At 56.5% G+C, this 20,628-nt stretch carries 21 protein-coding genes and 1 pseudogene; 12 read left to right on the forward strand and 10 right to left on the reverse strand.

Translation table 11 applies throughout. The features are described 5' to 3' along the window. The first annotated feature begins 93 nt into the window (after nucleotides 1–93). From ATO67_RS09530 to ATO67_RS23075, 4 genes and pseudogenes are all read left to right on the forward strand, one after another. Nucleotides 94–804, forward strand: a complete 711-nt coding sequence (locus tag ATO67_RS09530) for an ABC transporter permease (protein WP_067647540.1) — start codon at nucleotides 94–96, stop codon at nucleotides 802–804. Further along, a complete protein-coding gene (locus tag ATO67_RS09535) occupies nucleotides 804–1,496 on the forward strand; it encodes an ABC transporter permease (protein WP_067647543.1) in 693 nt (230 codons plus the stop codon). The genes ATO67_RS09530 and ATO67_RS09535 overlap by 1 nt, the downstream gene beginning before the upstream one ends. A gap of 40 nt (nucleotides 1,497–1,536) precedes the next feature. Next, the gene (gene ggt / locus ATO67_RS09540; protein WP_067647547.1) at nucleotides 1,537–3,132 is read left to right on the forward strand and encodes a gamma-glutamyltransferase; all 1,596 of its coding nucleotides are present in this window, start codon (nucleotides 1,537–1,539) and stop codon (nucleotides 3,130–3,132) included. A 43-nt stretch (nucleotides 3,133–3,175) separates the two neighbouring features. Next, nucleotides 3,176–3,295: pseudogene (locus ATO67_RS23075) on the forward strand (IS3 family transposase); the annotation flags it as partial. Between the two features lie 189 nt (nucleotides 3,296–3,484). On the opposite strand, the gene ATO67_RS09545 reads toward ATO67_RS23075, so the two are convergent. The 6 genes from ATO67_RS09545 to ATO67_RS09565 all read right to left on the reverse strand — a co-directional run bounded on the left by ATO67_RS09545 (nucleotide 3,485) and on the right by ATO67_RS09565 (nucleotide 8,215). Then, nucleotides 3,485–4,204 (reverse strand): DUF4286 family protein, encoded by a 720-nt coding sequence (locus tag ATO67_RS09545; protein WP_067647550.1) that lies wholly within the window; start codon nucleotides 4,202–4,204, stop codon nucleotides 3,485–3,487. Further along, nucleotides 4,173–4,400, reverse strand: a complete 228-nt coding sequence (locus ATO67_RS22345) for an alcohol dehydrogenase catalytic domain-containing protein (protein WP_280940021.1) — start codon at nucleotides 4,398–4,400, stop codon at nucleotides 4,173–4,175. The genes ATO67_RS09545 and ATO67_RS22345 overlap by 32 nt, the downstream gene beginning before the upstream one ends. A 19-nt stretch (nucleotides 4,401–4,419) precedes the next feature. Continuing rightward, nucleotides 4,420–5,262 carry an ABC transporter permease gene (locus ATO67_RS09550; RefSeq protein ID WP_245303957.1) on the reverse strand — a complete coding sequence of 281 codons (843 nt, stop codon included), beginning with the start codon at nucleotides 5,260–5,262 and terminating at the stop codon, nucleotides 4,420–4,422. A 7-nt stretch (nucleotides 5,263–5,269) separates the two neighbouring features. Beyond that, nucleotides 5,270–6,037 (reverse strand): ABC transporter ATP-binding protein, encoded by a 768-nt coding sequence (locus ATO67_RS09555; RefSeq protein ID WP_067647556.1) that lies wholly within the window; start codon nucleotides 6,035–6,037, stop codon nucleotides 5,270–5,272. Between the two features lie 49 nt (nucleotides 6,038–6,086). After that, nucleotides 6,087–7,109 carry an ABC transporter substrate-binding protein gene (locus tag ATO67_RS09560; protein ID WP_067647559.1) on the reverse strand — a complete coding sequence of 341 codons (1,023 nt, stop codon included), beginning with the start codon at nucleotides 7,107–7,109 and terminating at the stop codon, nucleotides 6,087–6,089. Between the two features lie 197 nt (nucleotides 7,110–7,306). Then, entirely contained in the window at nucleotides 7,307–8,215 is a 909-nt protein-coding gene (locus tag ATO67_RS09565; protein ID WP_067647562.1) for an alpha/beta fold hydrolase, read from the reverse strand. A 65-nt stretch (nucleotides 8,216–8,280) separates the two neighbouring features. Here ATO67_RS09565 and ATO67_RS09570 point away from each other — a divergent pair, with 65 nt between their 5' ends. Beyond that, a complete protein-coding gene (locus ATO67_RS09570) occupies nucleotides 8,281–8,553 on the forward strand; it encodes a hypothetical protein (RefSeq protein WP_157940950.1) in 273 nt (90 codons plus the stop codon). A 70-nt stretch (nucleotides 8,554–8,623) separates the two neighbouring features. Here ATO67_RS09570 and ATO67_RS09575 read toward each other — a convergent pair whose 3' ends face one another. Beyond that, nucleotides 8,624–9,502: a LysR family transcriptional regulator gene (locus ATO67_RS09575; RefSeq protein WP_067647568.1), complete on the reverse strand. Its 879-nt coding sequence runs from the start codon at nucleotides 9,500–9,502 to the stop codon at nucleotides 8,624–8,626. 106 nt (nucleotides 9,503–9,608) lie between these two features. On the opposite strand from ATO67_RS09575, the gene ATO67_RS09580 reads away from it, so the two are divergent. Further along, nucleotides 9,609–10,625, forward strand: coding sequence for a YeiH family protein (locus ATO67_RS09580; protein WP_067647571.1), 1,017 nt, complete (start codon nucleotides 9,609–9,611; stop codon nucleotides 10,623–10,625). Nucleotides 10,626–10,649: 24 nt separating this feature from the next. Here ATO67_RS09580 and ATO67_RS09585 read toward each other — a convergent pair whose 3' ends face one another. Genes ATO67_RS09585 through ATO67_RS09595 form a run of 3 tightly spaced genes read right to left on the reverse strand, consistent with a single transcriptional unit; the run spans nucleotide 10,650 to nucleotide 13,224 of the window. Next, entirely contained in the window at nucleotides 10,650–11,177 is a 528-nt protein-coding gene (locus ATO67_RS09585) for a flavin reductase family protein (protein WP_067647574.1), read from the reverse strand. Further along, nucleotides 11,177–12,067, reverse strand: coding sequence for an aldo/keto reductase (locus tag ATO67_RS09590; RefSeq protein WP_067647577.1), 891 nt, complete (start codon nucleotides 12,065–12,067; stop codon nucleotides 11,177–11,179). The genes ATO67_RS09585 and ATO67_RS09590 overlap by 1 nt, the downstream gene beginning before the upstream one ends. Continuing rightward, nucleotides 12,067–13,224: an LLM class flavin-dependent oxidoreductase gene (locus ATO67_RS09595; RefSeq protein ID WP_067647580.1), complete on the reverse strand. Its 1,158-nt coding sequence runs from the start codon at nucleotides 13,222–13,224 to the stop codon at nucleotides 12,067–12,069. The genes ATO67_RS09590 and ATO67_RS09595 overlap by 1 nt, the downstream gene beginning before the upstream one ends. A gap of 101 nt (nucleotides 13,225–13,325) precedes the next feature. On the opposite strand from ATO67_RS09595, the gene ATO67_RS09600 reads away from it, so the two are divergent. From ATO67_RS09600 to ATO67_RS09625, 6 genes are all read left to right on the forward strand, one after another. Continuing rightward, a complete protein-coding gene (locus ATO67_RS09600) occupies nucleotides 13,326–14,030 on the forward strand; it encodes a GntR family transcriptional regulator (RefSeq protein WP_067647583.1) in 705 nt (234 codons plus the stop codon). Between the two features lie 209 nt (nucleotides 14,031–14,239). Beyond that, the gene (locus ATO67_RS09605) at nucleotides 14,240–15,313 is read left to right on the forward strand and encodes an ABC transporter ATP-binding protein (RefSeq protein ID WP_067647586.1); all 1,074 of its coding nucleotides are present in this window, start codon (nucleotides 14,240–14,242) and stop codon (nucleotides 15,311–15,313) included. 63 nt (nucleotides 15,314–15,376) lie between these two features. Beyond that, on the forward strand, nucleotides 15,377–16,612 hold the full coding sequence (locus ATO67_RS09610) for an ABC transporter substrate-binding protein (protein WP_067647594.1): 1,236 nt from the start codon (nucleotides 15,377–15,379) through the stop codon (nucleotides 16,610–16,612). A 121-nt stretch (nucleotides 16,613–16,733) separates the two neighbouring features. Beyond that, entirely contained in the window at nucleotides 16,734–17,669 is a 936-nt protein-coding gene (locus ATO67_RS09615) for a carbohydrate ABC transporter permease (protein WP_067647597.1), read from the forward strand. Nucleotides 17,670–17,674: 5 nt separating this feature from the next. Next, nucleotides 17,675–18,529: a carbohydrate ABC transporter permease gene (locus tag ATO67_RS09620; RefSeq protein ID WP_067647600.1), complete on the forward strand. Its 855-nt coding sequence runs from the start codon at nucleotides 17,675–17,677 to the stop codon at nucleotides 18,527–18,529. Nucleotides 18,530–18,581: 52 nt separating this feature from the next. Then, complete coding sequence (locus ATO67_RS09625; protein ID WP_067647602.1) at nucleotides 18,582–20,573, forward strand: alpha-glucosidase; 1,992 nt, start codon at nucleotides 18,582–18,584, stop codon at nucleotides 20,571–20,573. Nucleotides 20,574–20,628: the final 55 nt, after the last annotated feature.

The following is a 20,628-nucleotide window of genomic DNA, read 5'->3' on the forward strand; positions in this document are numbered from 1 at the left end:
ACTGGCGAAGGTCATTCGATCCCGTCCCATTTTTCACAAAGCGGTTTTGCGTCGATCCGTCGTCGCCGACCGTGTGACAGGTCTTGAAACCTCATGTTCGATAAATTTCTTCTGCTCGGTTTCGGACCCGGAGGCTGGGGTGCGGCATTGCTCGAAGCCACCGGCGTCACCCTTCTCCTCTCGGTAGCAGGGTTTGCGCTCGGGATCGTCTTTGGTGGGCTGGCGGCAGCCGGTCGGCTTTCCGCAGCGCGACTTCCGCGCGGCATCGCGTCCGCCTACGGGATCGTGTTTCGCGGCGTGCCGGATCTCCTGACGATCTACTTCTTCTATTACGGTGGGAGCGTCGCGCTGACGGCATTGTTCCGTCTGTTCGGTGCGGAAGGTTTTGCAGGCTTGCCAGCCCTCGCCACCGGGATCGTGACCATTGGCTTCATTTCCGGGGCCTATCAGGCTGAAGTCTACCGGGGCGCTTATCTGGCTGTCGACCAGGGCCAGTTCGACGCGGCCAAAGCGTTGGCACTGACGCGCATCCAGATGCTCCGCCTCGTCATCGTGCCACAATTGCTGCGCCACGCCATTCCCGGTCTTGGCAATGTCTGGCAACTTGTCTTGAAGGACTCGGCTCTTATTTCCGTCATTGGCCTTGTTGAGCTGATGCGCCAGGCGCAGATCGGGGCGGGTTCGGCACGGGAGCCTTTCTTATTCTATGGCGCCGCCGCCGTGCTTTATTTCGCCATCGCTGGCATCACCGGCATCGTCTTCGGGCGGGCTGAAGCCAATGCTTCGCGTGGGGTTGTTCACTGATGATCGATCCCGGCTTTTTCCTCGAAATCATACCGAAGCTTCTGGCTGGCCTGCCGCTGACGCTCGAACTGGCTGGCTCCTCAGTCTTGCTCGGCTTCGTCCTTGCGCTTGTTCTCGCGCTGGCGCAGCAGGGGCAAAAGCCTTTCATCGTCTGGCCCATCAGGACATTCGTCGCGATCTTTCGGGGCACGCCGCTTCTGGTCCAGATATTCCTTATCTATTACGGGCTCGGCCAATTCCGCCCGACACTGCAGATGCTCGGGCTTTGGTCATTGTTTCGCGAGCCTTATTGGTGCGCAATTCTGGCGCTGACGCTGAACACCGCCGCCTATGGCAGTGAAATTCTGCGCGGTGCGATCCGCAATGTGCCGCGCGGGCTGTCGGAAGCAGCCTCTTCGCTGGGCCTGTCGCGCGTGCTGACGTTGCGGCTGGTTGTCCTGCCGCTGGCCCTGCGTCAGGCGTTGCCCGCCTACAGCAATGAGATCATCCTCATGGTGAAGGGAACCTCGCTTGCCTCAATCATTACGCTGACCGAGGTGACCGGCATAGCGCAGGAATTGATCGCCCAGACCTACCGCGCCATGGAGGTGTTCATCGCAGCCGGCGCAATCTACCTCGTTCTCAACTTCCTCATCGTGCGGGCGCTCGCGCTGCTCGAGGCAAGGCTGACGCCTGATCGCGTGCGCAGCTGAATCACTTTCTATGACTGCATATAACGGAGACTAAAAGGCAATGCGCAATTTCGAGACGCCGACGCGATCGGTCGCCGTATCCGCCACGGCAATGGCCGCGACATCACACCCATCCGCCACATTGACGGCAATCAACATCCTGCAGGCAGGTGGTAACGCCATGGACGCTGCCATTGCGGCCTGCGCTGTCCAATGCGTCGTCGAACCGGGATCGACCGGCATTGGCGGCGATTGTTTCGCGCTTTATGCACCGAAGGGCGGAGCCGACGTGATCGCCTATAATGGTTCGGGCCGCACACCGGCAGCCCTGACGGTGGACTGGTTCGAGGAGCGCGGCCTGACCGAGGTCCCGCGTCAATCCCCTTCCTCTGTTACCGTTCCCGGAGCCATCGACGCCTGGACGCGACTTCACGCGGATCATGGTCGCCTTCCTTTTTCCGAGGTTCTGGCGCCCGCAATTGCTCTTGCCGAAAACGGATATGCCATTTCGCCGCGTGTGCATCGCGACTGGGTTAAGGAAGAGAAACTGCTTGAGGCAGACGAGGCCGCATCCCGCATTTTCCTGCCACGGGGCCGCGCGCCGCGCATTGGCGAGATGCACCGTCAGCCGGAATTGGCCGCCACCTTCCGTAGGATCGCTGCCGAAGGCAGTGACGGGTTTTATCGCGGGCCGGTTGCCGAAGATATGGTGGAGCGACTGCGCTCTCTCGGTGGGCTTCATACGCTTGAGGACTTCGCCAATGCCGAGGGCGAGTACGTGACGCCCATCACCACGACGTTCCGCGATTACACAATCCACGAATGCCCACCCAATGGGCAAGGCATCATTGCGCTGATGATCCTCAACATCCTGTCGCATTTCGAGGCCGCAGGCGCGCCGGATGCGACCGATCGCATGCACATCGAAACCGAGGCGACACGGCTTGCCTATGCGGCACGCGATGCGTGGTTGGCGGACCCTGCCAAGGCCGATGTCCCCGTCGAGGAAATGCTGTCCAAGGAATTCGCCAGCAGGCTTGCCGGCATGATTGATCTTAAGCAGGCGATTGCGGACTTGCCTCCATTTGAACTGCCGCGCCACCGCGATACTGTCTATATCTCCGTGATCGATTCAGAGCGCAATTCAGTGAGCTTCATCAATTCGATCTTCGACTGTTTCGGTAGCGGCATTGTCGCGCCGAAATCGGGGGTCATGCTGCACAACCGTGGCCAGAGTTTCTCGCTGAGGCGCGGCCACCTCAATATGATCGCGCCAGAAAAGCGTCCGCTGCATACGATCATCCCGGGCATGGTGACGCGCAACGGCCGTACCGAAATGTCTTTCGGCGTGATGGGAGGCTACTATCAGGCCATGGGTCACGCCCATCTGATGTCCAAGGTGCTCGATTATGGCATGGACATGCAGGATGCCATCGACCTGCCGCGTTTCGTGCCTGCAAGCGGGCTTGCGCCAAAGATCGAGGTGGAGCAAACGGTTCCGGCTTCGACCATTGCGGAACTTCAAGCGCGCGGCTTTGAGATCGTGCCGACGGAAGACCCTATCGGTGGCGCACAGGTGATCCGCATCGACTGGGAGAACGGAACGCTTTCAGGCGCATCGGAATCGCGCAAGGACGGGGTTGCACTGGGTTATTGACCCTTTGGTTTCTTGCTGGAAGTGGTCATAGCTAGGTACACGCCGCGATGGGGCTCGCCACGAAGTGTTCGACTACGTCGAAATGTTCTGCAACCCCAACCGCAAGCATGTCAGAAACGGAATGCTGTCGCCAGTCGTCTTCGAAAAACAGCAGACAACTTGACCCTGGGGTGTCCACGAAACTCGGGGCTATTGAGGAGATGCCTTGGCGAGACGGAAGAGCTGGAACCATAGCCCGGCGTTCAAGGAGAGGAGCATGTGCTGCCATCGGGGCGCGAACCGATGATGGTGAAATTGGCAAGGGGAACGTATATAAAATCTGCCGTCCATGCCATGACGGGACGCTAAACTCTTATCCGACCCAAATATTTGATACTTCGTCTACGGTAAGCTGAGATCGGTGGTTTGGAAACTCGTCGCCTCGATAGCTGGTAAGCATATGGAAAATGTCGTTGCGAAGACAGGTGCGAGGTTGAAGCATCAACATTATCTTCTGGGTCAACGCATTTTGCAGCGTGGCAAGTGCCCCTACGGAACTCCCCTCCGCAATGACCACGATGTCGACCGTATCAGGATCGGTCGGTTCGTCTTGAGGAAAAACATCATATATTTGGTTCGGCGCGGCAAGCGCCAATCGGAACCCAAGTATGCGGGCTTTCTCTGTGAGTTGCTGCAAAACGATTTCTAACTCGCATGCCAATGCATGCGCTTCATCGCGTCCAACAGAATAGGCCTGTACGAGTGCGGCCCCACCTATTCCGTTTCCGCCTGCTGACGTTACCACTCCGGGAATACGAAGGACGCTCGAGAAATACCGACGCATCTTGAGCGACCAAGGAGTTGGGTTGCGAACGAGGTCGAGATAGGCGTGGTGCTCGATGACGTTGAGGTCTTCGAGCTCGTAAAGGGTAAAGTAGGTTTCACTGTTGGCTGAAGACAGGTAGCGGCGGGCAGCACGCATGCCAGGAACTGTCAGTCGCTCTGGAACATGCTCGAATGTGTGCCAGGCTTCGTATTCTTCCGCAAGCTTGGACGGATAATCATTCCAGAGTGCGAGAATGGCGGCTGCCATCAAACCTCTCCCATGCGGTCACTCGGGTTCCGATAGCGTTAACTGGAACATCGGTGCCAACTCGTTCTATCGTCCAGGAAAACTCATGGCCGATGGTGATTGGTATGGCGCTTTCTATCGACTTGTAGCCCGGTGTGCATTGTGCGATATGAGGGTCAGTGCCGCATATGCCAGCAGAATGCACACGGATCAGCACCTCGTCAACGGTAATGGTGTCAGCCGCGCCAGCTGAGAAAGCGCTGTTCGACCTGTCCGATTGCAAAATTAACGATCAAGCCCATGACCGAAAGGATCGTGACGCCAGCGAAAAGCTTTTCGAGGTCATATAGCGAGCCTGCTTCAAGAATATAGGAACCGACACCATATTGCGCGCCGAGCATTTCCGCGGCGACAAGAAGAATGATGGCGATCGAGATTGACACGCGCAGACCGGAAAGGATGGCGGGGAAAGCCCCGGGCAGAACGATCTTGCGAATGATGGACCACCAACTCAGCCCGAAACTCTGGCCCATGCGGATTAACGTGCGATCGACATTATCGACGGCGCCATAGGTTGCGACAACGGTCGGCGTGAAAGTGCCGAAAGCGATCAAGGCGTATTTCGACATTTCATCTATGCCGAACCAGATGACGAAGAGCGGTAGCAGCGCGATCTTCGGGATCGGAAACACCGCGGCGACCACCGGCACCAAGCCAGCGCGAACATAGCTGAACAGGCCGATCAGGACGCCGACCGATATGCCAACCGTGATGCCCATGACTGCGCCGACGAACAGCCGCTGCAACGATAGCAGCAGGTGTTTCCACAAAAGACCGGTCTGCCAGAGTTGCACGAAGGTTTCGAGCACTGCAGAGGGTCTCGGCAGTGTCAGGTTGGAAATGAAGCCACTGCGGGTGCCGACTTCGGCAAGCGCGATCAAAAAGATGAAGACGGCGATGCCCACGCCGCGCACCGGGATCGGCGCAAAGCCGCCGCCTCGAAATGCCACTGGACGAATCGGCGCAGTCTTGCTGTCCGTCCTGTCGCTGCTGCCTGCTTCGGGCGTATTGGCAAGCATGGTTACGTCAGACATTGACCAACTCCTTGTCGGCTGCCATCGCCTCGTCGCGCATCAGGTCCCAAAGCTGTTTCTGTTTTTCTTCCAGCACGGGATCACCGAGATGTCGATCGGATAGAGGGATGTCGATATCAACGATTGCTCTGATCTGGCCGGGGCGGCGGGAAAGCACGACGACACGGTGGCCCAGCCGGACCGCTTCGTTGAGGTTGTGGGTAACATAGACGGATGTAAACGGCTGCCGTGTCCACAGCGAGATCAGGTCATCCATCAAGAGCTCGCGTGTCTGGCTGTCGAGTGCCGAAAGCGGCTCGTCCATCAGCATGACAGCGGGACGGACCGCCAGGGCCCGGCTGATCGCCACGCGTTGGCGCATGCCACCCGAAAGCTGTTTCGGAAGGGCCTTTCGGAAGTCCGACAGGCGGGTTCGGTCGAGAACATCTGTGACGATCTCCTCCATCTCTCGCCGACTGATACCATGGTCCTCAAGCACAAGCCGGATGTTGCCTTCGACCGTACGCCAAGGCAGCAGGGCAAAATGCTGGAAGACATAAGTGAGAGGGTTGAGGGAGCCCGGCGGAGGATTTCCGACCTGCAAAACCTCGCCTGAGTTTGGGCGTTCTAGACCACCGAGGAATCGCAACAGGGTTGATTTGCCGCAACCGGACGGCCCGACCAGACAGATGATCTGGCCCTGCGGTATGTCGAGCGAGATGTCTTTCAGAACCTCCACGGCTCCGTAGGAATGGCTGATGTTCTTCAGCTTCAGGTCCATGGGTCCTCCCTGCGGAGGCCGTGAGGCCTTCGCGAAAATAGCAGGCTGATCAGATCGTCTTGACGTAGGACGTGTCGAACAGCTGTTCGTGGGTAATCGCGTCCTTGACCATGCCTTCGGCCTTGAACCAGTCGAGCTGTTCGACACAGCTGCCAAGCGACAGTGCGAGATCGGCGTTGATGCGCATGGCACCATCGACCAGATTCTGCTTGGCCGCTTCGAAAGGGCTGTCGCTTTCAACATATTTGTGGACGATCTTCGCCAGAGCATCACGTTCGGCGTCGTCAGCCTTATTGTCCACAAAAGCAGCGTTGTAATCTGCAATCGCGCGCGAATACGCTTTGACGAAGGCTGCCGTCATCTCGCGTTCACTGGCGGCATTCTTGGTCGAGGTAAAAGCGGTCGTGACCTGGTAATCCGGGGCGTAATCAGAGACCAGGCCGATCTGTTTGGCAGCGCCTTCGCGAATCATTTTCTTCGCGACATTCGGCTGAATCGCCCAGGCGTCGATCTGACCTGTGGTCAATGCGCCGACAATGGCGCCCAGCTTCTGCAGCGGGCGCAACTGCATGTCCGACAGCTTGATATTGTTTGCGACTGCAATTTTGTGGGCCATGAAGTGGAATGACGAGCCCGCAGTTGTGATGCCAAAGCTTTTACCGGAGAGCTTCGAAGGGTCCGTGAGGCCGGCGTCATAGGCCTTGTTGGATGCAAGGATGATCGCGCCGGTGACGCCCTTCTCCTCGGTCAATGCGCCACCAATAACCTTGATGGCATCTTTCTGGGCAAGGCTGATAAGGCCACCGCTCATCGCAGTCACACCGAAATCTGCATCACCGGAAGCAATTGCCACGGCCATCGGCTGGGCGGCTTCGAAGAATTTCAGCTCGATATCCAGTCCGGCGTCCTTGTAGTAGCCGCGCTCGAAAGCGATGAAGCTTGGCGCGTGGCTGGCGAGGTGAAGGACTGCGAGATTGCGTGTTGCGGCACGGGTGGGTAGGCCGAAGGCCGCCGCGCTGCCGAGAGCGCCCATGCCGATAAGCGCCTGACGGCGGCTCAAAAATACGTTCATTCCAATTCCCTTCCCAAACATGACGTGTCTGAAGCGCCATACGCCTTCATTGCCACCGACTGAAAAGGAAGACAACGAACAATGATGATGTCTCCCATGCCTTTAAGGCAGGTCGATGACATTTTTTGTCAGGTCAGCGGCATCGCAGGCTTGGTAAACCGTCATTTGAATCTTGCACAATCAGTCGTTTCCGTTTTTCATGGGGCATTCACAGTCTTGTCAAGAAATGGCAAGAGTTCTTCGAGCACTTCAGTAGCGGCGGTCTCCGGTAGCAGGTGGCCGCCACCGATGCCCCTTCCTTCGATCTTGCTTGCCCAGTCAGCCCATATGTCGAGAGGCTTGCGACCTCCGCCATAGAGGCGGTCTTTTTCCCAAAGTACCAGAACTGGGATTTGGATTTTCCGGCCAGAAGTGCGATCGGCAAGATCGTCAGCTTCGTCAACTGTGGCACCAGCTCTATAATCCTGGCACATGGCGTGGCGAACGTCGGGATTGTCGAAGGCGCGCCTGTAGTCTTCCAGCGCCAAAGGATCGATCAGTTCAATATTTTCCGCCATCTTGCCAAGTGTGAGGTCGATGAGGAAACCTGGATCTGCCGCCATAAGCGTTTCAGGCAGAGGTGCCGGTTGGGCCATCATGAACCAGTGCCATGCACCCATGCCGAAAGCCTTGCTGGCACCTTCCCACATTTCCGGCGTTGGCACGACAGTGACCGAAACGAGCGCTGTGACGGATTCTGGAAAGTCCAGCGCCATCCGATAGGCAACCCGCCCGCCGCGATCATGTCCAACGACCGTGAATCGCTGATGTCCCATTGCCACCATCATTTCATGCAGGCTTTTCGCCATGCGACGTTTGGAGCCCATGCCTTGCGAATTGCCAGTGACGCGACTGTCGCCATAGCCCGGCAGGTCAGGAATGACCACGGTGTATGCATCAGCCAGAGCAGGCGCAATTCTATGCCACGCCGAGCGAGTTTCTGGATAGCCGTGCAACAGCAGGATCACAGGGCCAGTACCAGCAATCAGGACAGCAAAATCAACATCTGGCGTCTCGATGCGCTTATCTTCGAAGCCGTGGAATAGGTCGTTTGCGCCTCTATACATTTGTTTTCGTTCCAGCTTGAGTGTTGGGCGCGACCGCTGCGACATCCAGCAATGCGGTGATCAAGATGTCGACACGCCGTTGTCACCGCAACCGCGTCGTTTGCGGTCAGTTCTGCAGTTGGATTAAAGGGGTGTTTCGTCCTGACATCTTCAATATCGATGTGGATATTAAACGGGACGGTTGGCTTGCGACAGAGGCGGCCAAGACCGAAACGGCGGTGAGGAAACATTCGCTTTCAATGACACCCTCTGAGACCTTCGCTTATTTCGCGGCAGCACAACATGTCGGTAGAGTGATGATCAATCCAGCCGCCTTTCTGCCATCTGACGGGAAATAAGGCGCCAGATAGTCTCCGTGACGTTTTGGAATTGGGTGTCGAGATGCGTATCAGACATTGAGTTGACACGTCATTGATGACAGATGTCGAGAAGTGTCAGGGCGGCCTTGCTGGCATGACGCTCCTTGTGTCTGAGAAGACGGAATTCACGGACCGGCGCCGGGAAGTTGACCTCACATAACCTGCCGCTTTCGATATATTGCTGGGCGGCAAGTCTTGACACGGCGGTCGCGCCGCTGCCTGCCAGCAGGGCGCAAAGAATTGATTCATTCGATGGCAGGACCAGCACCGTATGCAGGGTGCTGGCTTTTATGCCCATTTCCTCAAGGGCTTCCTCAAAAGCGGAACGGGTGCCGGAGCCCACTTCGCGCATAACCCATCGTCCTTCTCGTATGTCGTCGGCTGCAAGGGCTTTTTTACTCGCCCATGGATGGGAGGGGCCGACGACGACGACCAGTTCGTCATGCGCGACGATAGACGCTGCAAGCGCGGGTTCATCAAGCTCACCTTCGACAAGGCCTATATCGGCTTCGCCGCTAATAACCGCATCCGCTACGGTGCGTGTGTTCCCGATTGTCAACGTCAACTCTATACCGGGAAAGTTGTTGTGAAATTCCATCAGACGCGGTGGCAGCCAGTAGCTGGCGATTGTCTGGCTGGCGAAAACGCTGAGCGAACCCCGTTGCATGCCGCCAAGCTCGCTGAGGATGAGTTCGACCGATCGTGACCGTGCGAGAAGTGTACGCGCCTCTTCCAGAAAAATGCGACCTGTCGGCGTAAGTTCGATGCGGCGCCCGATCCGGTGGAAAAGCTCGACACCGTAGTGTTGTTCGAGATTGCGGATCGATGCGCTCACCGCTGAGGGCGTCAGATGGATCGCAGCAGCAGCCTTGGTCAGGTGCTCACGTTCAGCGACAGCGACAAAAATTGCGAGTTGTTCGAAAGTCATAGGAAATCGTTCTGTTTTTCCGAATGAAACGTAGAATTTTATTCGATGGAAGTAAATTAAGTTAGATGAAAAAACTGTCACAAATTATCACTTGAGACAGCACATTATGAGTTTTTTCCGCACACGTCAGATTATTCCCGGCCTTGCTGTTTGCGTTGCTGTTGCAGTTGCAGCCTACCTCTTGGCGCGTGTTCAACATGCTCTGTTCGGTGCCGGGTTTCTGGAGGCATTGGTCTTTGCGATTATCCTCGGCATCATGACCCGCACCGTATTGTCTGAGAGAAACGCCTGGCGGCCCGGCATCAGTTTCAGCTCCAAGACGTTGCTGGAAATCGCCATTGTCCTCCTCGGCGCATCGATCAGTTTTGCGACGATTAGGAGCGCAGGTCTGACGTTGATCATATCAGTCGTGGCGATCGTCACCATTTCGATCTATGTGAGCTTTGCTGTGGCCCGGTTGCTCGGCCTGTCACCACGGCTTGCGATGCTGATTGCCTGCGGAAATTCAATCTGCGGTAATTCGGCAATCGTCGCGGTGGCGCCGGTGATTGAAGCCAATTCTGATGAAGTTGCCTCCGCGCTCGCCTTCACGGCAGTGCTCGGTGTCGCCTCTGTTCTTCTTCTGCCACTCCTTTACGTGTATGCAGGCCTTGGGGCTGCGCAATACGGTGCGCTTGCCGGTCTGACAGTGTACGCCGTTCCACAAGTTCTGGCCGCCGCCACCCCCGCAGGTCTGGTTGCCGTCCAGACGGGAACTGTCATCAAACTTCTACGCGTCCTCATGCTCGGACCGGTGATCTTTACGTTGGGTATTCTCCAAGGCAGGGCCGCCCGGCGTGCGGGGCGAACCACTTCCCGTGGTCATCTCGTCCCTTGGTTCATCATCGGCTTCATGGTTGTCGTGGTCATCCGGTCGCTGGGTCTCATCCCATCCGATGTCGTGACTATACTGCTGACGATCTCAAGTGGGCTGACGGTCGTTGCAATGGCCGGATTGGGGCTTTCGGTGGATATTCGTACGGTGGCGAGTGCCGGTGGGCGCGTCATTCTTGCTTCATCGATTTCGCTGCTTCTGCTCATAGCGGTCAGCTATTTCGTCGTGATCGCTGCGCTTCAGCCGTGAGAGACTCGGTTCTGCCGCCGCGTCTCAAGACGCGACTGCGAACCGGCCCAGTGCCCCGCGTGCAAAGCACAGAGGTTCTCCATCGCGATGGGCTGCTCGTAAGACGCGGCCCAACAGGATGGAATGATCGCCACCGTCGTAGATTGAGGCACGCTCACATTCGAAACGGCTCAGTGTGCCGGGTATGATAGGGACCCCTTCGGGGTTCTCGTCCCAGGAAAACTCCTCGAAACCAAGCCCGCCACGGGTGAAGCGGCTGCTCAAATCGCCTTGGTCGGCGCCGAGGACGTGAATTGCGAAATGGGTGGCGCCTGCAAAGAAATCATGTCGGGATGACGTTTTGGCCGGGGACCACAGGATCAACGGCGGATCAAGCGAGACCGAAGAGAAGCTGTTGACCGTCATTCCAATTGGCCCGCCCGGCGTCTGCGCGGTCACGACCGTGATGCCGGTCGGGAAATTTCCGAGGGCAGTGCGAAAGCTGCGTGCGTTTGCAGCGTCCGGAACGAACCTGTGTTCATCATGGGAAGGCATGCTGTTGTTGGATGTCATCAGGGCACCTCATGACCTTTTGCCAAAGTGTAGAGCTCAAACCACATCTGTCTGTCCATAACCACCTGGCTTGCTTGGGAGATTGCAGCGATGCGCTTAAGGTTGTTGGTTCCAAGGACAGGGAGAATCTTGGCCGGATGCCGAAGCAGCCATGCGACGGCGACTGCAGCGCTATCGACACCCTGGGCGGCAGCGATTTTTGTCATGGCATCGGCAAGAGCGCCGTCCGCCGTCATCAACGACCCGCCACCAAGCGGTGACCAGGCCATAACGGCAAGGTTCCGTTCCTGAAGATAGGCGAGATCACCATTGGTGAAGGCCGATGTTTCGCCAAGGCTGAGTTCGATCTGATTGGTGACCAGTTCACTTTCCATGTGCGTTTGCAACAGCGAAAAGTCCCATGGGCGGAAGTTTGAAACACCAACGCTGAGGACTTTCCCAGATGCTACCAACTCATCGAGCGCTGCACCGGTTTCGTCCGGGTCCATCATTGGGTCCGGTCGATGGATCAATAATAGGTCGATATGGTCGGTTGCCATGTCGCGCAGCGATGCCTCGATGGAGGCATTGATATGCTCTGCCGATGTGTCGTAATGCTTGACGCGCGCCGACGAATGGCGACCTGCCGGTGCGACAATGCCGCATTTCGTGACGATTTCGACCTTGTCGCGCAGCGAGGGTGATGCCTTGAAAGCTTCGCCCAGTATTGCCTCGGCGGTGTAGCCACCGTAGATGTCGGCCTGGTCAAGGGTCGTGATGCCCTGTGCAAGGCATGCCTCGATCTTGGCCTGAACATGAGCCGCGGAGGTGTCCGCGTCATCGCCTACCCGCCACATGCCATAGACGATACGGCTCAGCGAAAGGTCAGATGTGAGTTCGATGCGATCCATCAGTGACGGTCTCCATTTCCAAGAGGTGTTGCTGGTGTTGAGGCAGGCACACGCCCGTGCACATGCGGCAGGGAGCAGGTCTTCAACTGCGGCAGGACCTTGCGACCGAAATGTTCGGCCTCATCCAGATGCGGGTAGCCCGAGAAGATAAAGGCACGAATTCCCATCTTCTTGTAGTCTTCAATTGCACTCATGACCTGATCAGTCGATCCGACGAGTGCGGCGCCACAGCCTGAGCGGGCGCGTCCGATCCCTGTCCAAACATTGGGCTCGATATAACCGAACTTGTCCGCCAGTTCACGTGCTTTTGCCTGATGCGCAACGCCGAGCGAGATGCTGTCATGAGCGCGGTTGCGGATCAGTTGGCCATACTCATCATCAAGTTTGGAAACGAGATGTTCGGCGTATTCCTGCGCTTCTTTTTCGGTATCGCGAACGATCATGTGAACGCGCAGACCATAATCGAGCGTTCGACCGTGCGCTTCTGCGCGCGCGTGAACGGCGCGCATGCGCTCGGCAAGCTGTTCCCTGGTTTCCGGCCACATGAGATAGACATCGCACTGCGCACCACAAAGCTCTAAAGCATCTGGAGAATAGCCACCGAAATACAGCAGAGGCCCGCCATTTTGCTGGTAGGGGCGGGCAGGTTCAGTCGAGACGCCCTTGAACTGATAGATTTCTCCGTCGTGGTCGATTGTTTCGCGTGTCCATGCCTGACGCAAAATTTCCACCACTTCGTGGCTGCGGCGGTAACGGTAGGCACTGTCGGCGACTTCGCCGGGAAAATCGGAGCTGATGACGTTCAGCGTCAAGCGACCCTTGAGCATATGGTCGAGCGTGGCCACCGTGCGGGCCAGCATGATGGGCTGCATCTCGCCACAGCGGATCGCAGCCAGCATATTGATCTTGTCTGTAATGGGAGCGCAGCCCGCGACAAAGCTCAGCGTATCCTGCCCGACTTGATAGGAAGATGGACACAGAACATTGCGAAAGCCAAGCTCTTCGGCTTTCTTGACGATGGAGGAACAATGGTCCCAACTCGAACGCAGCGAACCATCGGGAACCCCCATATAGGCGTAGTCATCGGAGCAGAGCGCTGAGAACCATGACACTTCGGCAGCATCAAGATCAGCAGACGTTACAGGCACAATCGTCATGAAATCCTCCTCACAGGACGTTGCTCATTTAACTAACATCCGCTATTTAGTAAATCAATAATGTATCAATTTTTTCTACCATTGGCCGGGAGGGGTTGGGAATGAGGAGTTCTAGAGGAAGTCTGCCGGTGTATCTCCAGATCGCAGAGACGCTTGTGCGTGATATAACTGCCGGTCGCCTGATAGACGGAGAGAAGCTTCCACCGGAGCGTGAGATGGCCAATACCCTTGGGATTGCGGTCGGAACGTTGCGAAAGACCCTTGCCGAGCTTCACAGTCGCGGATTGCTGGAGCGGATTCAGGGGTCGGGCAATTATATTCGCGCGGTCACGGATCCCAAAAGCGTCTATGCCATGTTTCGCCTGGAGCTGATCTCCGGTGGGGGCTTCCCAACAGCGGAAATCCTCAGCGTCAGCCGCCAGGTCAAGCCAGAAGAACTGCCATCATTCGGAGCCTCCTGTGAAGGGCATCGCATCCGTCGGCTGAGGCGGATCGCGGGGAAGACTGCCGCCATTGAAGAAATATGGCTCGACGGCTCCTACATAGACAACGTCGCAGCCGAGGATTTGTCAGAATCGCTCTATCTCTATTACCGGACGCGGCTGGGGTTATGGATAGCGAAAGCGGAAGACCATATCGACCTTGGCCACGTTCCGGACTGGTCACCGGAAGCCTTCAATCCGAAATGCGGTGAGCCGGTCCCTCATGTCCTACGTATAAGCTCTTCCCATGAAGGCATGACAGCTGAGGTTTCTCACACATGGTATAACCCGAGCGTCGCCCGCTATGTCAACCGCCTCAGATAGGTTTCAACGGCCGCTCGATATGATCAAAATCAATTTGTCTCATTTCGTGTTTTAAAAAAATCCGAAATTACGCCGAGAAATCAAAGCATAAATTTCAAATTTAAACGGAATAAATTAAATTGATACACCATTGATTTCCATAAATCATGACGTATGCTTTCTCACAAGAGGAGCCTCGGAGCAACGTTGCCGAGGGTGGGTGATTAGGAATGGCATCAGTTAAGCTTACAAAGCTTGAGAAGAGTTACGGCGCATTGCGCATCGTCAAGGGAATTGATCTGGAGATCAACGACGGGGAGTTCGTTGTTTTCGTCGGTCCTTCCGGCTGCGGAAAATCCACCACGTTGCGCATGGTGGCCGGTCTGGAAACCATCACCGGCGGTGAGGTGAGGATCGGCGATCGCGTCGTCAACCGGCTGGCCCCACGCGAGCGTGATATCGCCATGGTCTTTCAGGACTACGCGCTTTATCCGCACAAGACCGTTCGTGAAAATATGGGTTTCAGCCTTAAGGTGCGGGGTATCGCTGCTGGCGAGGCGGCAGCGCGGGTCGATGACGCCGCCAACATGCTGGGCATTTCCCATTTGCTGGATCGGCGTCCCGGACAACTCTCAGGTGGCCAGCGCCAGCGCGTGGCCATGGGGCGCGCCATCGTGCGCCGCCCGCAGGTGTTTTTGTTCGATGAGCCGCTGTCCAATCTCGACGCCAAATTGCGTGGGCAAGTTCGAACCGAAATCAAGAAGCTGCATCAGGCTCTTGGCACAACGATCATCTATGTTACCCATGATCAGGTCGAGGCGATGACGCTTGCGGATCGCATCGTCATCCTGAAGGGTGGCGAAATCGAGCAGGTAGGCACGCCGGATGAGGTCTATAATCGCCCGGCCAGTGTTTTCGTCGGCGGTTTCGTCGGTTCACCGGCGATGAATTTTGCAAAAGCCAAGACCGCTGGCGGCAATCTGGTTTTTTCAAACGGCGATTATCTGCCGATCTCGGCGCTTCAGGCGTCCGGTCATGCCGGTGCTGTCGAAGGAAGAGAATTCGTTGTCGGCATTCGCCCCGAGCACTTTAGCGCGGATGTGTCTCAGGTATCGCTGACCTGCAAGGTTCAGGTTGTCGAACCCTTGGGGTCTGACACTCTGGTTCATTTCGCCATAGGCAACGAGATTCTAACGGCGCGCATGCCGCCGGAGACGCAAATCAAGGCTGGCGAGACTTTGAAAATCGGCGTTGATCCCGGCAAAATCCATCTGTTCGACGTAGAGACAGAACGCGCAGTCTAAGCCTTGATATCATGCGGGGAGGATATTGGACCGCGCGACACAAACATCAAACGGGAGGAAATAATGACTTTGAAGACATTAACCGGTGCATTGTTTTGTGGCACAATGCTGGCCTTCGCCATGCCAGCCGCTGCTGAGACGACACTGAGTGTTTACATTTCCAGCCAGCACCAGCCACAGGTGTGGCGTCAGATGCTGGACAAATACGAAGCTGCCAATCCTGACGTGAAGGTCAAGATCGAAACCGGTGGCAATACATCTGAAGCGCAGGCGCAATACCTCAATACGGTGATGTCTGCGAAGGATACATCCCTGGACGTGCTGATCCTCGACGTGATTCGTCCTGCGCAATTTGCAGCTGCCGGCTGGACCAGCGACTTCGCCAGTAAGGACATGTCGGGCTACCTACCAGCCTATGCCGGTGCAAATACCGTAGATGGAAAAATCATAGCACTGCCAGCCTTCGCGGACTCGCAGTTCCTCTACTACCGCAAGGACCTTCTGGAAAAATATGGCATCCAACCACCCAAGACCTGGGACGAGTTGAAGGCCGCAGCCAAGAAGATTTCCGAAGGTGAAGGCAATGCCAATCTCCAGGGACTGTCTTTCCAAGGTAAGGCAATCGAAGGCGCTGTCTGCACCTTCCTGCTGCCCTACTGGAGCCAGGGGAAAAATTTGACGGAGAACGGTCGTCTGACCTTTGATCGCGATGCTGCAATCAAGTCGCTAAGCCTCTGGAAGAGCTTCGTTGATGATGGTGTTTCCAAGAAAAACATAGCAGAAGTCGGCACGGATGATACCCGCAAGGAATTTCAGGCCGGCAATGCCATCTTCGCGGTTAACTGGTCTTATGCCTGGGCGCAGGCTCAAGGGAAAGAATCCGCCGTTGCCGACAAGGTCGGCGTTGCGCGCGTTCCCGCCGTGACGGGCGGAGAGCAGGCAACTTGCCTGGGTGGCTGGGAATGGGGCGTTTCCGCCTATTCGAAGCATCAGGACGAAGCAAAGAAACTGGTGGAATATCTTTCCTCTCAGGACGTTTCCAAGTTCATGGCGATCAATGGTTCGCTATTGCCAACCTATGCCGGGCTCTACAAAGATGCAGATGTCCTCAAAAGCGCACCATGGTTTGCAGACGCTCTTCAAGTCGTAGAGACCGCCAAACCTCGTCCGGTCACCCCGCGTTACAACGAGGTCAGCGAAGTCATCCGCACGACCGTCAACTCGGTTCTGGCAGGCGTCTCCACGCCGGAGCAGGGCGCTGACCAGATCGAAGCTCGTTTGAAGCGCATATTGCGCTAAGACGCGACATGTCTCTCCTTCTCGCTTCCGGGGAGGAGAGACATTCTTTCAAAATGGTCCGACCCGCTGGAGGCGACGCTTTGCAACGCCGCCAGACCTTTCAATGTCTCGGAACGAAACCATGGCAATGACGACCCCATTAAAAGCTGATGACAAGCATCTAGCACCATCGCCAAGCTGGACGAGATGGCTTGACCTTAGCGACCGTTCGCTGGCGGTCCTGCTTCTGGCACCAGCGGCGCTGCTTCTGTCGTTGATCATCGTTTATCCGATGTGCCGACTGATCTATACGAGCTTTTTCAGCCTTTCGTTGACATCTGGTTTGCCAGCTGCATTTGTGGGCTTTGAAAACTACCAGTTGATGCTGGAAGATCCGGTTTTTTGGGAAACGACCTGGAACACCGTTCTGATCACTCTCATCACCGTGCCCGGCGCGCTGTTGGTCGGTCTTGGTCTCGCGCTTATGGCGAACCTTCCCTTTGCCATACAGTGGCCCGTTCGTTTGTCTCTTCTGATCCCCTGGGCGCTGCCATTATCCTTTGCCGGGTTGATCTTCGCCTGGTTTTTTCATTCCGAATATGGCGTCGTCAACGATGTCCTCAACCGCTTCGGCTTTGAAGGCATCATCTGGTTCAATTCGCCCAATTGGGCTTTCGCGGCCATTTGCCTGACCATCATCTGGAAGACATCGTCCTTCATGGCGCTGATCATTCTGGCAGGTCTGCAAACCATTCCACGCTCGCTTTACGAAGCTGCGGATGTGGACGGCGCCGGACGTCTGCGACAGTTCTTCGAGATCACCCTGCCGCTGCTCAAGCCCTCGATCGTGGTGGCCTTGATTTTCCGCACCATTACAGCGCTTCAGACTTTCGACATCCCCTATATGATGACAGGCGGCGGGCCGGGCACATCTACCGCGACACTCGCCATGTATATCCACCAGAACACCGTGTCATTCCTCGATCTCGGCTACGGCTCGGCCCTTGCCGTTGTCATGTTCGCGCTGTCGATGTGCGTGACGGCTGTTTATCTGCGCATGATCCGGACGAAGGAATAAATGACATGAGCACCCAAACAGCCTCCGGCTCCATGTCTTTTCTCTCCGGTAAACCGCTGCGTTTCATTGCCGCCGGTATTCTTTTGATCAACGGCATGTTTCCAGCACTGTGGATACTTTTCACCTCGCTGAAAACCGAGGCGGAGCTGACGGCAAAGCCGATCACCTGGATACCGCATGCACCAACGTTTCAAAACTATATGCAGGCGTTTTCGGACCAACCGCTGCACATCTTTCTCTTCAACAGCTTCATGGTTGCGCTTTTATCGACAGCATTGACGCTGCTTATTTCCGTCCTCGCAGCGTATGCGCTGGCGCGTCTCAATCTTGCCTATCGTGGGCTGATCCTGTCGCTCATCATCGCCGTCTCCACATTTCCGCTGGTCACGCTGCTGGTGCCGCTGTTCGAAATCATGCGGGCGCTCAACCTTCTCAACAGCTGGACCGCTTTGGTTTTGCCTTACACGGTGCTGAGCCTGCCGGTCTGCACATTGATGCTCGTCTCGTTTTTCGAGGGAATTCCGCGCGATCTGGAAAACGCCGCCATGATCGATGGCTGCACACGGATGGGAGCGCTGTTCAAGGTGGTGGTGCCGCTCTGCGCGCCCGGCGTTTTCACCGCTGGCATTCTTGCCTTCGTCAATGCCTGGGACGAGTTCCTATTGGCGCTGTCCTTCAACTCCAATCCGACCCTGCGCACGTTGCCCGTTGGTATTCAGCTTTACCAGGGCGAATTCGCCTTCCCTTGGCCCGTCATTTCCGCAGCCTTGGTCGTCGGTATCGTGCCGGTCGCCATTCTCATCGTCATCTTTCAGGAGCGTGTCGTGTCCGGCCTGACGGCAGGCGGCATCAAGGGATGAGTGAGTTTGAGCTGCGAACAAACCGATATCAAAGACTTTGAAAGACAATGAAATGAAACTCGAACAGACCGAGACCGGCTTCACGCTGTCCCTGAACGGGCGCACGATCCTCGATCACAGCGACGCCTCGCCAGCAATCTTTGTCGGCTATGGCCAAGAGCGCATGGATATGTATCGTGGCAATTTCGATATCGAAGATTACGTCATCGAACGCCGCGCATTGTCTCACACCGAGATTGACGGCAACAGAGTTTCACTCTCCGACGCATCGGGGCAATCGCCTCGTCTCATCCTGACGCTCGTTGAGAGCGCTATAAAGTTTGAAGCGACCGATCCCAAGCTCAACCGTCTTTGGGTCCGCATCAAAGCCGATGATGACGAACACGTCTGGGGCGGCGGCGAGCAGATGTCGTATTTCGACATGCGCGGACGCCGTTTCCCGCTGTGGACGTCAGAACCCGGTGTCGGCCGCGACCCGACAAGTGAAATGACGTTCAAAGCCAATGTTAAAGACAAAGCTGGTGGTGATTACTATACCACCAACTATCCGCAACCGACCTATGTATCGTCGGCGCTTTACGCTTTACATGTCGATACGACAGCTTATTCGGTCTTCGACTTCAGGCAAAAATCCTTTCATGAGATTGAGGTGTGGGCGATACCCGAACGGATCGAGCTCTTTGCCGCGCCGACCTTTGTGGAGCTGGTCGAGACGCTATCCTCGCGCTTCGGGCGTCAGCCGCCGCTGCCCGATTGGGTTTACAACGGCGCCATCATCGGCCTAAAAGACGGCGCTAATTCCTTCCCCCGCCTCGATATTATGCGCCAAGCCGGCGTGGAGGTGTCTGCTCTCTGGTGCGAGGATTGGGTCGGCCTGCGGCAAACATCCTTTGGGTCCAGATTGTTTTGGGACTGGCAAGCCAACGAGACACGTTATCCCAAGCTGCGAGACAAGATAGCAGAGTTGCGCGAAAGCGGCATTCGCTTTCTAGGCTACGTGAACCCCTATCTCTGCATTGATGGACCGTTATTCGAGATCGCAGACAAGGCGGGCTATTTCGCAACCGATGGATTGGGAAAGACGGCCCTCGTGGATTTCGGTGAATTCGATTGTGGCGTAGTTGATTTCACCAATGAGGCGGCGGTGGAATGGTTCGCCGAGGAGATCATCGGCAAGAACATGCTGGACTATGGTCTTTCCGGTTGGATGGCTGATTTTGGAGAATACCTGCCAATCGATGTGCATTTGTCGAACGGCGTTGATGCCAAGCTGATGCACAATGCCTGGCCGACCCTGTGGGCTGAAGTCAATGCCAAGGCGGTTGCTTCGCGCAACAAGACTGGTGATGCACTGTTCTTCATGCGCGCAGGGTTCACGGGCGTTCAGAAACATTGTCCGCTTTTATGGGGCGGGGACCAGTCGGTGGACTTTTCGCGTCACGATGGACTTGTGACCGTGATGTGCGGAGCGCTGTCCTCAGGCCTTCTCGGCAATGCCTATCATCACTCGGATATCGGCGGTTACACCAGCCTGTTCGGAAATGTTCGTACACCTGAACTTTTGATGCGCTGGGCCGAAATGGCGGCGTTCACTCCGGTGATGCGCAGTCACGAGGGAAACCGCCCGCGTGAGAATGTTCAGCTTGACCAAGATCCGGAAGTGCTGTCGCATTTCGCCCGGATGACGCGGATCTACAGACACCTCGCGCCCTATCTCAAGTCTCTTTCAGTGGAGGCTGTTGAGCGGGGTTTGCCCGTCCAACGCCCGCTTTTCCTGCATCACCAGGATGACCGCCAGACCTATACCATTCAGGACAGCTTCCTTTACGGCGCCGACGTGCTTGTTGCGCCGGTGTGGCAAGCCGCGCAGGAAGACCGCACCGTCTATCTTCCGCACGGTGAGCGCTGGGTGCACGTGTGGACTTGTGAAAGTTTTGCAGGCGGCGCGGAGATTCAGATCGCCGCCCCGCTCGGGAAACCAGCTGTATTCTACAGAGCCGGTTGCACCAATGAGACACTGTTTGCTGCTCTTCGCGAGATTTAGCCGCTGCAGAGAATGGCACTGAACGGCTGTTGCTGGGTACGTGGCATCCGCCGTC

The organism is Agrobacterium bohemicum (genome assembly GCF_001562555.1).
Taxonomy (GTDB): domain Bacteria; phylum Pseudomonadota; class Alphaproteobacteria; order Rhizobiales; family Rhizobiaceae; genus Agrobacterium; species Agrobacterium bohemicum.

Coding starts and splice junctions, on each gene's coding strand:
- ATO67_RS09530 (WP_067647540.1), top strand. CDS start 94: ATGTTCGATAAATTTCTTCTGCTCGGTTTCGGACCCGGAGGCTGGGGT.
- ATO67_RS09535 (WP_067647543.1), top strand. CDS start 804: ATGATCGATCCCGGCTTTTTCCTCGAAATCATACCGAAGCTTCTGGCT.
- ggt (WP_067647547.1), top strand. CDS start 1,537: ATGCGCAATTTCGAGACGCCGACGCGATCGGTCGCCGTATCCGCCACG.
- ATO67_RS09545 (WP_067647550.1), bottom strand. CDS start 4,204: ATGGCAGCCGCCATTCTCGCACTCTGGAATGATTATCCGTCCAAGCTT.
- ATO67_RS09550 (WP_245303957.1), bottom strand. CDS start 5,262: ATGCTTGCCAATACGCCCGAAGCAGGCAGCAGCGACAGGACGGACAGC.
- ATO67_RS09555 (WP_067647556.1), bottom strand. CDS start 6,037: ATGGACCTGAAGCTGAAGAACATCAGCCATTCCTACGGAGCCGTGGAG.
- ATO67_RS09560 (WP_067647559.1), bottom strand. CDS start 7,109: ATGAACGTATTTTTGAGCCGCCGTCAGGCGCTTATCGGCATGGGCGCT.
- ATO67_RS09565 (WP_067647562.1), bottom strand. CDS start 8,215: ATGTATAGAGGCGCAAACGACCTATTCCACGGCTTCGAAGATAAGCGC.
- ATO67_RS09570 (WP_157940950.1), top strand. CDS start 8,281: ATGTCGACACGCCGTTGTCACCGCAACCGCGTCGTTTGCGGTCAGTTC.
- ATO67_RS09575 (WP_067647568.1), bottom strand. CDS start 9,502: ATGACTTTCGAACAACTCGCAATTTTTGTCGCTGTCGCTGAACGTGAG.
- ATO67_RS09580 (WP_067647571.1), top strand. CDS start 9,609: ATGAGTTTTTTCCGCACACGTCAGATTATTCCCGGCCTTGCTGTTTGC.
- ATO67_RS09585 (WP_067647574.1), bottom strand. CDS start 11,177: ATGACATCCAACAACAGCATGCCTTCCCATGATGAACACAGGTTCGTT.
- ATO67_RS09590 (WP_067647577.1), bottom strand. CDS start 12,067: ATGGATCGCATCGAACTCACATCTGACCTTTCGCTGAGCCGTATCGTC.
- ATO67_RS09595 (WP_067647580.1), bottom strand. CDS start 13,224: ATGACGATTGTGCCTGTAACGTCTGCTGATCTTGATGCTGCCGAAGTG.
- ATO67_RS09600 (WP_067647583.1), top strand. CDS start 13,326: ATGAGGAGTTCTAGAGGAAGTCTGCCGGTGTATCTCCAGATCGCAGAG.
- ATO67_RS09605 (WP_067647586.1), top strand. CDS start 14,240: ATGGCATCAGTTAAGCTTACAAAGCTTGAGAAGAGTTACGGCGCATTG.
- ATO67_RS09610 (WP_067647594.1), top strand. CDS start 15,377: ATGACTTTGAAGACATTAACCGGTGCATTGTTTTGTGGCACAATGCTG.
- ATO67_RS09615 (WP_067647597.1), top strand. CDS start 16,734: ATGGCAATGACGACCCCATTAAAAGCTGATGACAAGCATCTAGCACCA.
- ATO67_RS09620 (WP_067647600.1), top strand. CDS start 17,675: ATGAGCACCCAAACAGCCTCCGGCTCCATGTCTTTTCTCTCCGGTAAA.
- ATO67_RS09625 (WP_067647602.1), top strand. CDS start 18,582: ATGAAACTCGAACAGACCGAGACCGGCTTCACGCTGTCCCTGAACGGG.